Below are 11,148 nucleotides of genomic sequence, written 5' to 3'. Positions count from 1 at the left end.
TTACTTGAGTCGAGCCAGCAATGCGTGCTCCACGAGCGTGATCAACGCGCTCTTCGCCTCGCCGCGGTGGCGGGCGTCCGTGGTGATGATCGGAGCCTCGGGCCCGATCTGCAGCGCCTCGCGTACTTCCTCCGGCCGGTAGGGCTGGTGGCCCTCGAAACCGTTGAGGGCGACGACGAACGGCAGGCCGCTGTTCTCGAAGTAGTCCACGGCCGGGAAACAGTCCGCCAGCCTGCGGGTGTCGACCAGCACGACGGCGCCGATCGCGCCCCGCACCAGGTCGTCCCACATGAACCAGAAGCGGTCCTGGCCCGGCGTACCGAACAGGTACAGGATCAGGTCGTCATCGAGGGTGATTCGGCCGAAGTCCATCGCCACCGTGGTGGTCGTCTTGTCCTGGACGTGGCTGAGGTCGTCGATCCCGGCCGACGCGGAGGTCATGACGGCCTCCGTGCGCAGCGGGTTGATCTCCGAGACCGCGCCGACGAACGTGGTCTTGCCCACGCCGAAGCCGCCCGCCACCACGATCTTGGCCGAGGTGGTGGACCGGGCCACAGGCGGGCCGTAAGCCGCCTGCGGTTGCGGTCTAGAGCTTGCGAAGTCCACTGAGCACCCTTTCGAGCAGTGTCACATCAGGCTGTCCGCCGGCCTCGCCACTGCCCGGCTGGTGGATAGCGACCATGCCGGCCTCGGCGAGGTCGGCCACGAGAATGCGGGCCACGCCGAGCGGGAATCCCAGCAGCGCGGAGATCTCCGCGACCGACTTGATCTCCCGGCAGAGGTGGCAGATCCGCTGGTGTTCGGGGAGCAGCCCCTGGTACTGGCCCGCATCGGCCGTGGTGCTGACCAGCGCCTCGATGGCGAGCTGGTAGCGCGGCCGGGTACGGCCACCGGTCATGGCGTACGGCCGCACCAGCGGCTGGTCGCCTTCATCCCCGTACGGCGCGTGGTGGGACGCGCCGTACGGGCCCGGCGAGGCGGGTGGCGGGGTCATGAGGGTCCTCCGTGTCCGGGCAAAACGGTCTCGGTGCAGGAAGTACGCATCGTGCGGTGAAAACGTGATCAGAGCAGTCAGTGCATCAGGCTGCCCTGGAGTTCGGAGCGGAGGTCGGGGGTGAGGACGGTCCCGGTCCGGTCGACCAGCAGGGCCATCTCGTACCCGACGAGGCCGATGTCGCACTCGGGGTGAGCGAGTACGGCGATCGAGGAACCCTCGGAGACGGACATGAGGAAGAGGAATCCGCGTTCCATCTCCACGACCGTCTGGTTGACGGCGCCGCCTTCGAAGATGCGGGAGGCTCCGGCGGTGAGCGAGGTCAGGCCGGAGGCGACGGCGGCGAGCTGGTCGGCGCGGTCACGAGGGAAACCCTCGGACATCGCGAGCAGCAGGCCGTCGGCGGAGACCACCACCGTGTGGGACACCCCAGGGGTGTTGTCCACGAAGTTGGTGATCAACCAGTTCAGATTCTGTGCCGCCTGGCTCATCGCACTCAACTATCGCTCCTGGTTATTCGTGCCGAAGCCCCGGCCGTCGGTGTTGCCATTGCCTGCCTCGCGGCCCTGCTGGATGCCACGCCGGAGGTTCGTCAGCCGGCCGCGCACATCGTCGGGCGCCCGGGAGACCTGAGGACCGCCCTGCGGCGCCTGCTGGGGGGTTGCCCCGCCTGCGACCAGGTTGGCCTTGGGTACCCGGCGCGGCAGACCGGAGGGAGTGACCCCGCCCGCCGACGGCTCGCGGACCTGTTCGGCCCGCTGCCGGAGTTCGTCGTTGGGAGAGGTGCGCCAGTTCGGCGTCTCCCGGGGCGCCGGCTGGGTCGGCTGGGCCGGAGTGACCGGCCGCGCCTGGACCGGAGCCGGTGCGGGCTGTTCGGCCCGGGCCCGCTGGGGCTGCTGCTGCGGCTGGGCCGGCGGCGTCTGCCGGGGCTGCGGAGCGGGACGGGCCGGAGCCGCGGGCGCGGCGGCGGTGGGAGCGGCGGGCGCCGCCCGTTCCACGTGCACCTGCTGCATCCGCTCGGCCTGACCGGTACGGAACCAGTCGGACTCCATCGTTGCGAAGATCGGCGTGGGCTCGTCACCGCGCGGCGGGGCCGGCGGCAGTGCCATCGGCTCGTTGACCGGCGGCAGTTGCGGCTCGACGCCGCGGTTCGGCTGCCGGTTGGCCTGCTGTGGGTAACCCTGCTGCTGATTGCCCTGCTGGCCGTTCTGCGACGGCTGGCCCTGCTGCGGCGGCCGGTTCCCGTTGAACCCGCCCGCGGCCGGAGGCCCGCCGCGCTGCGGCAGACCCTGGGCCGGGACGTTCTGGCCCGGGTACGGCTCGGTCAGCGACCGGTCGCCCGCCGGGGGAGTGCCGACCACCGGGAACTGCCCGGTGTCGGTCCGGCCGTCGGGGTAGCCGGGGCCGGCCTGCTGCCGGCCGGCCGGCAGCGGGAACTCGCCGGTACCGCTGTTGTCGGGCTGCGCGGGGCGCTGGAACTCACCCGTGGACTCCGGCTGGTACCCGTCGGGGCGAGCCCCGCCGCGTACCGGGGCCGGGCCCGGTGCTCCGCCGAAGACGTCGGAACGGAAGCCGCCGGGGCCCGCGTCCTGCGCGGTGGGCGCGGGGTACGGGTTGTTCGTCGGGGAGAACGGGTCGCCGAGCGGCAGACCGGCGTCCTGCCGGGAGCCGGCACCCGGGTTCGGGCGCTGGTAGTCGCCCCGCGGCTGCGGCTGCTGCGGTGCCGGGCGTGAGCCGGGCGGCGGGCCGTCGAAGTCGGGGCGCTCGAACCTGGCGGTGGACTCCACGTCCTCGTGGCCGCGCGGAGCGTCCATCGCCGGGCCGCGGTCGGCCGGAGCGGGGAAGCCCTGCTGCGGGTTCCCGCTGCGCTGCGGCTGGCCCTGCGGGGGCTGGCCGCCCTGCGCCCAGCTCGGTCCGGACGGCTGCGGCTGGCCCTGCGGCTGGCCGTTGTGCTGGCCGCCGCGCCGGGTGCCGGTGCCGCCCTGGCCACCGAGGCCGGGGCCGCCGCCGGAGTTCAGCGCCGGGCGCTGCCCGCCGCCCGCGACCTGGCCGCGCTGCGGCGGCCGGCCGACCTGTCCCGCGGGACCGGCGGGGGCACCGAAGGCGTTGGTGGCGGGGGCGCCGGGGCCGTTGGGCGTACCGGGCATGCCCGTCGCGATCGGGCCGCGCTTGCCTGCGGCCGCGTTCTTGGCGTTCTGGCCGCCCTGCGTGACGTCCACCGGCAGCATGACGAGCGCGGTGGTGCCGCCGGAGTCCGACGGGCGCAGCTGGATGCGGATGCCGTGTCGCAGGGACAGCCGGCCGACCACGAACAGGCCCATGCGGCGGGAGACCGAGACGTCCACGGTCGGCGGGTTCGCGAGCCGCTCGTTGATGTCCGACAGGTCCTCGGGCGAGAGCCCGATGCCGGTGTCGTGGATCTCGATGAGCACCCGGCCGTCCGGCAGCGCGTGGCCGGTGACCTTCACCTTGGTCTGCGGGGAGGAGAACGAGGTGGCGTTCTCCAGCAGCTCGGCGAGCAGGTGGACGAGGTCGTTGACGATACGGCCGGTGACCTCGGCGGCGGGCACCGAGGTGAGCTCGATGCGCTCGTACTGCTCCACCTCGGAGGCGGCGGCACGGAGCACGTCGACCAGCGGGACCGGGCGGGTCCAGCGGCGGCCCGGCTCCTCACCGGCGAGGACGAGGAGGTTCTCGCCGTTCCGGCGCATACGGGTCGCGAGGTGGTCGAGCTTGAAGAGGCTGGACAGCTGGTCCGGGTCCTGCTCGCGGCTCTCCAGCTCGGAGATGAGCGAGAGCTGGCGCTGGATGAGGCCCTGGCTGCGGCGCGAGAGGTTGGTGAACATCGCGTTGACGTTGCCTCGCAGGAGCGCCTGCTCGGCGGCGAGCCGGACGGCCTCGCTGTGGACCTCGTCGAACGCGCGGGCGACCTGGCCGATCTCGTCCCGGCTGTGGATACCGATCGAGACGACGGACGTGTCGACGTCCTGCGGGTCGGACTCCGACAGCTGCTTGACCAGCTCGGGCAGCCGCTTCTGGGCGACGTCCTGGGCGGTCTCCTGCAGCCGGCGCAGGGAGCGGATCATCGAGCGGGCCACGATGAAGGCGCCGACGACGGCGACACCGAGGACGATCAGGATGATCGCACCGTCGATGATCGCCTGGCGCTGGGCCTCGCCCCGCAGCTTGAGGGCCTGCTGCTGCATCTCGTTGAGCAGCGACCGCTCGATGTTGGTCATCGCCTGGATCTTGCTCCGGGCGGCGTCGTCCCAGTCGCGGTAGGTGGCTCCGGTGGCCTGGAAGGTGTTGATGCCGCCCTTGGAGTTCAGGATCCGGGTGGCGTTGGTGTCGTGGTTCTTGATCGTGTCGTTGCCGCCCTCGAGGGGGGCCATCAGCTCGACGGAGTCGGCGCCGCCGTAGATCTTCCCGAACCGGGTCAGCGCGGTCTTCTCGGACTGCGCGGCGGCCTTCGCGTACTGCCAGTCGTTCTCCGAGAGCGTGACGCCGCCCTGCGGGGCGAGCGCGGCGCTGATCACCGCGCGCTGGATGGATTCGAACTCCTTGGCGGAGGAGAACGCGGCCAGCGCGCGGGTGCTGCGGATCATTTCCTGGTTGCTGGTCGCCTGCGCCATGTCCTGGGACAGCGAGAGCAGCGACTGGATCAGCGAGTCGTACTTGTTGACCGTCAGCGCGATGTACTGCGGCTGCTGGTAGGCCTGGTCACGGATCTCGTTGATGCTGCCGAGCTGCTGCTCGATCGCGAGCAGGGTGGAGCGGACACCGACGAAGACCTGGTCGTTCGGGTCGACGTCGTCGGTGGTGCTCTGGAAGAGCTTGCGGTAACGGTCGGTCGTCTCCCGGGAGGCGCCGACGGCGTCGTCGCTCTTGCCGGTGCCGGAGGACATCGGTCCCGCGGAGCGGTCCCGTTCCTCCTGCAGCGCGCCGGCGAGGTCGGTCGCGTGCTCGGTGATCTCGGTGAGCTGCTTCATGTGCTCGAGCTGGGCGATGTTGTCCAGCGAGCTGGAGATACGCAGCGCACCGAGCGAGGTGGCCGCGACCACCGGCAGGGCGAGCAGAGAGATCAGACGGGTGCTGATCCTCCAGTTGCGCATGGCTATTCGGGGGCCTGGCTTACCGACACCGCCCGTGATCCGGCCGGCGTCGATGCCGCTGTGCGTGCTTGAGCGTCCGGCGGCCGCGGTGTTCACGGCGTCGTCGGATCGCTGCGGCGACGGACCGCTGTTGGCTCCGCCGGGCTGCTCCGGGTCGCCCGCAGCGCCGCTGTCCCTCTTGAAACGTCCCTGCACTAGCGTCGCAACCTCTGGACCAGGCGTCCCCCGCATGTGCGGCGGGACGGTGTCGAGTCATGGGGGCCCCGGTGATCCCGGAGTAGGGATGACCGACGATGCCCTTCACCGCCACTCGATGCTCGTACGCGCCCCCTGACGCGCTGGCTTCGATTGATGTGGCGGTCCGGGGAATTCCAGCACAGTGCAGGATCTCCAACAAGGGCCGCAGCCCAGTCAATGACATGAGTGACTGACTGCGCCGGTCCGGGCACAGAGCGTTCAGGTCCGTTTCGGCGAAAGCCCGCGATTCTGGAACTTTTGGGCACCGAAGGGCGCTCCGGGCAGGGCGAACGGCTCGTGTCCGGGTGGAGGGTAAGGTCCGTGAACTCCCGTAATGTCCGCTTGGTGGAGGGGCGCGGACCGCCCGATTCGGGCCTTATGCCGGGTAGTTCGTGAGCAAAATCACAACGAGATCGTTGCCTGGGTCGCGTAAATCGGGGAACTGTCGCCACTAGCCTGGATCTTTACGCACGGCAGCGTTCTGTAAACCAGTGCACCCAGGTGACCCCGCAGACCCGCGTCGCAACCGGCGCCCCGACCCCCTGAGGCCCAGACACCCCATGAAGACCACCATGCTGTTCCGCCCGATCGCCAACCCGCGCCGCACCACCCTCATGCACCTCAAGGATGCCGAGGAACTGCAGGCCCCGGTGATCGCGGCCGAGGACATCATCGGCGACGAGCTGCCGCAGCAGACGGCCAACCCGCGCCGCACGATCCTCATGGACGCGCCCACCGCCTGAACCACGGGCAGCGGCGGAAATCAGCAGGGTGCGCCCGGGGCCTCACGTTAACCTGGAGAGATCCAGTCTTCGGCCAGTGAGGGGCAGCAGCTTCCCGTGCGCATCGCCAGGTTCTCCATCGACGGCAATGTCGCCTTCGGCGCGGTCGAGGGCGACCCGACCGTCCCCGACGGTCTCGTCCTCGACATCATCAAGGGCATCCCGTTCGCCGAATTCGAGCTCTCCGGCACCAAGGTGCCGCTGAGCAAGGTCCGGCTCCTTCCGCCGGTGCTCCCGAACAAGGTCGTCGCCATCGGCCGCAACTACGCCGAACACGCCGCGGAACTGGGCAACGAGGTCCCCGCGGTCCCGGTCGCCTTCTTCAAGCCGTCCACTTCCGTGGTCGGATCCGGTGACCCGATCGTGTACCCCTCGTTCTCGAACGAGGTGCACCACGAGGCCGAGCTGGCCGTCGTGATCAGCCGGCTGTGCCGCGAGGTCCCGCGCGAACGCGTCAAGGACGTCATCCTCGGCTACACCTGCGCCAACGACGTCACCGCACGTGACGCGCAGCGCGCCGAGGGCCAGTGGGCCCGCGCCAAGGGCTTCGACTCCGCGTGCCCCCTCGGCCCCTGGATCGAGACCGATCTGGACCCCTCCGACCTGGCCATCACGGCCACGGTCAACGGCGAACTGCGCCAGGCGGGCCGGACCAGCCAGATGGTCCGCTCGATCGAGGACCTGATCGTGCACATCACCGAGGCGATGACGCTGCTCCCGGGCGACGTCATCCTCACCGGCACCCCGGCAGGCGTCGGACCGCTCAACGTCGGCGACGAGGTCGCCGTCTCCATCGAAGGCATCGGCACTCTCACCAACAAGGTGATCAAGCGTGGCTAGCGCATCCCCCGTACGCGTCCGTTTCTGTCCCTCGCCGACCGGCAACCCGCATGTGGGCCTGGTCCGCACCGCCCTGTTCAACTGGGCGTTCGCCCGGCACCACCAGGGCAAACTGATCTTCCGTATCGAGGACACCGACGCGGCCCGGGACTCCGAGGAGTCCTACCAGCAGCTGCTCGACGCGATGCGCTGGCTCGGCTTCGACTGGGACGAGGGTCCCGAGGTCGGCGGCCCGCACGCCCCGTACCGGCAGTCCGAGCGCATGGACATCTACGCGGACGTCGCGAAGAAGCTCCAGGACGCCGGGCACGCCTACGACTGCTACTGCACCACGCCCGAGCTGGACGCCCGCCGGGCCGCCGCCCGCGCCGCAGGCAAGCCGTCCGGCTACGACGGCCACTGCCGTGACCTCGGCGCCGAGCAGATCGCGGCCTACCAGGCCGAGGGCCGCACGTCGATCGTCCGCTTCCGGATGCCGGACGCGCCGATCACCTTCACCGACCTGGTGCGCGGCGAGCTGACCTTCACCCCGGAGAACGTGCCCGACTTCGGCATCGTCCGGGCCAACGGGGCGCCGCTCTACACGCTGGTCAACCCGGTGGACGACGCGCTGATGGAGATCACGCACGTGCTGCGCGGCGAGGACCTGCTGTCCTCCACCCCGCGGCAGATCGCGCTCTACGGCGCCCTCGCCGAGATCGGCGTCGGCAACGGCACCACCCCGGCGTTCGGCCACCTCCCGTACGTCATGGGTGAGGGCAACAAGAAGCTCTCCAAGCGCGACCCGGAGTCCTCGCTCAACCTGTACCGCGAGCGCGGCTTCCTGCCAGAGGGTCTGCTCAACTACCTGTCGCTGCTCGGCTGGTCCCTCTCGGCCGACCAGGACCTCTTCTCGATGGAGGAGATGGTCGCGGCCTTCGACATCGCGGACGTCAACGCCAACCCGGCGCGCTTCGACCTCAAGAAGTGCGAGCACATCAACGCCGAGCACCTGCGGATGCTGGACGTGAAGGCGTTCATGGCGGCCTGTGCCCCGTGGCTGAAGGCGCCGTTCGCACCCTGGGCCCCCGAGGCGTTCGACCAGGCGGCCTTCGAGGCCATCGCCCCGTACGCCCAGACCCGCCTCCAGGTCCTCTCGGACATCACGGCCAATGTCGACTTCCTCTTCCTGGACCAGCCGGCCGAGGACGAGGCGTCCTGGCAGAAGGCGATGAAGGAGGGCTCCGACGCCCTGCTGCGCACCGCCCGCGCCAAGCTCGCCAACGCGGATTGGTCCGACCCGGAGTCGCTGAAGGGCGCCGTGCTGGCGGCCGGCGAGGAGCACGGCCTGAAGCTCGGCAAGGCCCAGGCCCCGGTCCGCGTGGCGGTCACCGGCCGCACGGTCGGCCTGCCGCTCTTCGAGTCCCTGGAGGTGCTCGGCCGCGAGCGCACCCTGGCCCGCGTCGACGCCGCACTGGCGAAGCTCGCCGGCTAGGGCCTGTCCGGTCCTGGGGCTGACGGCTCCGGGGCCACCGTCCTAGGGTTGGCGGCATGCCGATCCGTGCGGTCCTCTGGGACGTAGACGACACCCTGTTCGACTTCACGACAGCCGACGAGCAGGGGTTTGTGCAGCATGTGGTGGCCGAGGGCCTGGCCGGCGGATCCGAATCCGCCGGCCAGGCCCTCGGTCGTTGGCAGTTGATCACCGCGCGCCACTGGCAGCGTTTCGCGGACGGAGCCGTCGACTACGAGGGCCAGCGCCGCGACCGGGTCCGCGAGTTCCTGGGTGAGCCGCTGAGCGACCCGGAGGCGTCCGCCTGGTTCTCCCGTTACGTCTCCCACTACGAGGCCGCCTGGGCCCTGTTCCCGGACGCCTCGCCCGCCGTGGCGGCGCTGGCGCCCGGCTACCGGCAGGGAGTTCTGTCGAACTCCAGCACCGTCCACCAGGAGCGCAAGCTGCGCACGCTCGGGCTGCGGGACCGTTTCGAGGTGCTGCTGTGCGCGGCGGAGCTGGGGGTGAGCAAGCCCGCCGCCGGGGCGTTCCTGGCGGGGTGCGCGGCGCTGGGCCTGCCGCCCGCCGAGGTGGCGTACGTCGGCGACCAGCCCGAGATCGATGCCCGTGGTGCGGACGAGGCGGGTCTGTTCGGCATCTGGCTGGACCGCCGGGGCACCGCCGCGGGACCGGATATCCCGTCGGGCCTGCGAAGGATCATCGGACTGGCTGAGCTGCCCGCGCTGCTGGCTGCGAATACCGGTTTTGGAGCCCCGTCCCCCATCGGGTAATGTTCTTCCTGCGCCGCCCAACCGGGCCGAAAGGCCAGGCCGGAAGCGCAACATCAAACAAACCCCCGGCCAGGGGGTTGTGTTTTGGTGGGGTATGGTGTAATTGGCAACACGAGGGTTTCTGGTTCCCTTATTCTAGGTTCGAGTCCTGGTACCCCAGCGCAGTACAAAGCAAGTGCGAGCCCCCGTTGTGTAGCGGCCTAGCACGCTGCCCTCTCACGGCAGTAGCGCCGGTTCGAATCCGGTCGGGGGTACAGATCCTTCTCTCCGTCACCTTCGGGTCGCACCTGACCGTGACGATGCAGGATCGCTAGGGCCCCCGTTGTGTAGCGGCCTAGCACGCTGCCCTCTCACGGCAGTAGCGCCGGTTCGAATCCGGTCGGGGGTACTTGACACACCATGGGGTATGGTGTAATTGGCAGCACGAGGGTTTCTGGTTCCCTTAGTCTAGGTTCGAGTCCTGGTACCCCAGCGCAGTACCGCGTATGTTGAAGCAAGTGCGAGCCCCCGTTGTGTAGCGGCCTAGCACGCTGCCCTCTCACGGCAGTAGCGCCGGTTCGAATCCGGTCGGGGGTACGTATCGAAGAGGCCCTCCGCCACGGCGGAGGGCCTCTTTGCTGTGTCCCCGCACCCCGCCGGGCCGGCGCTCAATCTCCGGTGCCGAAACGGCGGTTGGACTCCTCGGCCTCCGCGAGTCGGCGCAGACTCAGCAGGACCGGCTCGTAGAGCACGGTGAGCGCGACCGCCGCCTCGACCTGTTCGAGGGGGGTGCTGAACCCCTCGACAAGGTCCAGGTCGGTAACGGCCAGTTGGGCCGCGGCCCGGGCGTACGGCGCCAAGTCGTCGGCGTCACAGGGATATCCGAGCCGGACCAGTGCCGACACCGCCACCACGAGCGTCGCCCAGGCCGGGGCCTCCTCGCCGGCGTCCAGGCATTCCTGCCAGGCGAGCCGCCGCATGAGCAGCTCCACCTCGCGCCGGGCGACCGCGGTCGCCGGATCGTCCTCGACCGGCTTCGGGCCCTGCGGCAGCGCCCAGACGGCGGCACCCAGCCGCGTGTTCTGGTCCAGCGACTCGTCCTCGACCGCCGCCAGCACCTGGCGCGCGGTGGCCACCGGCATCCTCCCGACCTGGATCAGGGCCCGGACGAGGCGCAGCCGGCGCAGATGGTCGTCGCCGTACTCCGCCTGGGTGGCGGTGATCCGGCGGCCGGGGGGCAGCAGTTGCTCCCGCAGGTAGTACTTGATCGTGGCGGCCGGGAGTCCGCTGCGTTCACTCAGTTCCGCGAGCTTCATCCTCTTGCGCCCTTCCTTGGATAGCTTCACTATCCAACCATGGATAGTGAAGCTATCCAATACATCGACACCGGGGAGCCACCATGAGCGCCGAACTGTTCGAGGGCCGGACCACCGCCGCCGTGGAGGGTGAGGTGATCGTCTTTCTCATCGGAATGCGGATCAACAACTTCTGGGCCCTGCGCAGCTGGTGGCCGGTGATGAGGGCGATGCCGCGCATGCTCAAGGAGCTGTCGCGGGAGAAGGAGAGAGGACTGCTGGGCTTCCGGCTCCACTTGGGCATGCCGCGGGTCTTCGAGGTGACCCAGTACTGGGAGTCGCGTGAGCAGCTGATCGCCTACGCCTCGGCGCAGGACGGCGAGCACCGCCCGGCGTGGGCGGCCTTCAGCCGGCGGGTGCGGGCGGGGAAGAACAAGGTCGGCTTCTTCCACGAGACCTACGCGGTGCCCGCGGGCAGCTACGAGCAGGTCTACATCAACATGCCGGCGTTCGGCCTGGGCGAGGCCACCGGGGTCATTCCGGTCGGCCGCCGCGGCGAGAGCGCCAAGGAGCGCCTGGCGTACCGGGCGGGCTGACGCACCGGGCGGGCTGCCGTCCGGGGACGGGAAACAGGTGCGCGCCGGTGC

10 protein-coding genes and 5 tRNA genes are annotated in these 11,148 nt (G+C 70.2%); 10 read left to right on the top strand and 5 right to left on the bottom strand.

Features of this window, described 5'->3' with window-relative positions; all coding sequences use genetic code 11:
* From O3W51_RS18885 to O3W51_RS18870, 4 genes are all read right to left on the bottom strand, one after another.
* Nucleotides 1-606, bottom strand: a complete 606-nt coding sequence (locus tag O3W51_RS18885; protein WP_374117340.1) for a GTP-binding protein — start codon at nt 604-606, stop codon at nt 1-3.
* Nucleotides 587-994, bottom strand: a complete 408-nt coding sequence (locus O3W51_RS18880; protein ID WP_138358185.1) for a DUF742 domain-containing protein — start codon at nt 992-994, stop codon at nt 587-589. The genes O3W51_RS18885 and O3W51_RS18880 overlap by 20 nt, the downstream gene beginning before the upstream one ends.
* 77 nt (nt 995-1,071) lie before the next feature.
* Nucleotides 1,072-1,485, bottom strand: coding sequence for a roadblock/LC7 domain-containing protein (locus tag O3W51_RS18875; protein ID WP_138358229.1), 414 nt, complete (start codon nt 1,483-1,485; stop codon nt 1,072-1,074).
* Between the two features lie 9 nt (nt 1,486-1,494).
* Nucleotides 1,495-5,301 (bottom strand): sensor histidine kinase, encoded by a 3,807-nt coding sequence (locus tag O3W51_RS18870; protein ID WP_198357702.1) that lies wholly within the window; start codon nt 5,299-5,301, stop codon nt 1,495-1,497.
* A gap of 602 nt (nt 5,302-5,903) precedes the next feature.
* On the opposite strand from O3W51_RS18870, the gene O3W51_RS18865 reads away from it, so the two are divergent.
* The 9 genes from O3W51_RS18865 (at nt 5,904) to O3W51_RS18825 (ending at nt 9,803) form a co-directional block, all read left to right on the top strand.
* The gene (locus tag O3W51_RS18865) at nt 5,904-6,086 is read left to right on the top strand and encodes a hypothetical protein (RefSeq protein ID WP_138356494.1); all 183 of its coding nucleotides are present in this window, start codon (nt 5,904-5,906) and stop codon (nt 6,084-6,086) included.
* 96 nt (nt 6,087-6,182) lie between these two features.
* Nucleotides 6,183-6,965, top strand: a complete 783-nt coding sequence (locus O3W51_RS18860; RefSeq protein WP_138356493.1) for a fumarylacetoacetate hydrolase family protein — start codon at nt 6,183-6,185, stop codon at nt 6,963-6,965.
* Nucleotides 6,958-8,439, top strand: a complete 1,482-nt coding sequence (gene gltX / locus O3W51_RS18855; RefSeq protein WP_269287017.1) for a glutamate--tRNA ligase — start codon at nt 6,958-6,960, stop codon at nt 8,437-8,439. Before O3W51_RS18860 ends, gltX begins: the two co-directional genes overlap by 8 nt.
* A 56-nt stretch (nt 8,440-8,495) precedes the next feature.
* Nucleotides 8,496-9,227, top strand: a complete 732-nt coding sequence (locus O3W51_RS18850; RefSeq protein WP_269287016.1) for an HAD family hydrolase — start codon at nt 8,496-8,498, stop codon at nt 9,225-9,227.
* Between the two features lie 88 nt (nt 9,228-9,315).
* Nucleotides 9,316-9,387 (top strand) — tRNA-Gln (locus tag O3W51_RS18845).
* 21 nt (nt 9,388-9,408) lie between these two features.
* Nucleotides 9,409-9,481, top strand: a tRNA-Glu gene (locus O3W51_RS18840).
* A 61-nt stretch (nt 9,482-9,542) separates the two neighbouring features.
* A tRNA-Glu gene (locus tag O3W51_RS18835) sits at nt 9,543-9,615 on the top strand.
* A gap of 12 nt (nt 9,616-9,627) precedes the next feature.
* Nucleotides 9,628-9,699: transfer RNA gene (locus O3W51_RS18830), tRNA-Gln, on the top strand.
* 31 nt (nt 9,700-9,730) lie between these two features.
* Nucleotides 9,731-9,803 (top strand) — tRNA-Glu (locus O3W51_RS18825).
* Between the two features lie 71 nt (nt 9,804-9,874).
* Here the strand turns inward: O3W51_RS18825 and O3W51_RS18820 are convergent.
* Nucleotides 9,875-10,522 carry a MerR family transcriptional regulator gene (locus O3W51_RS18820; protein ID WP_187145332.1) on the bottom strand — a complete coding sequence of 216 codons (648 nt, stop codon included), beginning with the start codon at nt 10,520-10,522 and terminating at the stop codon, nt 9,875-9,877.
* A gap of 83 nt (nt 10,523-10,605) precedes the next feature.
* Between O3W51_RS18820 and O3W51_RS18815 the strand changes: the two genes are divergently transcribed.
* On the top strand, nt 10,606-11,097 hold the full coding sequence (locus O3W51_RS18815) for a DUF4188 domain-containing protein (RefSeq protein WP_138356490.1): 492 nt from the start codon (nt 10,606-10,608) through the stop codon (nt 11,095-11,097).
* The last annotated feature ends 51 nt before the right edge of the window (nt 11,098-11,148 follow it).

The organism is Streptomyces sp. H39-C1 (genome assembly GCF_027158125.1).
Lineage (GTDB): Bacteria > Actinomycetota > Actinomycetes > Streptomycetales > Streptomycetaceae > Actinacidiphila > Actinacidiphila fildesensis.
The sequence above is the reverse complement of the archived record's forward strand: the minus strand, read 5'-3'. Positions and strand labels throughout refer to the sequence as shown.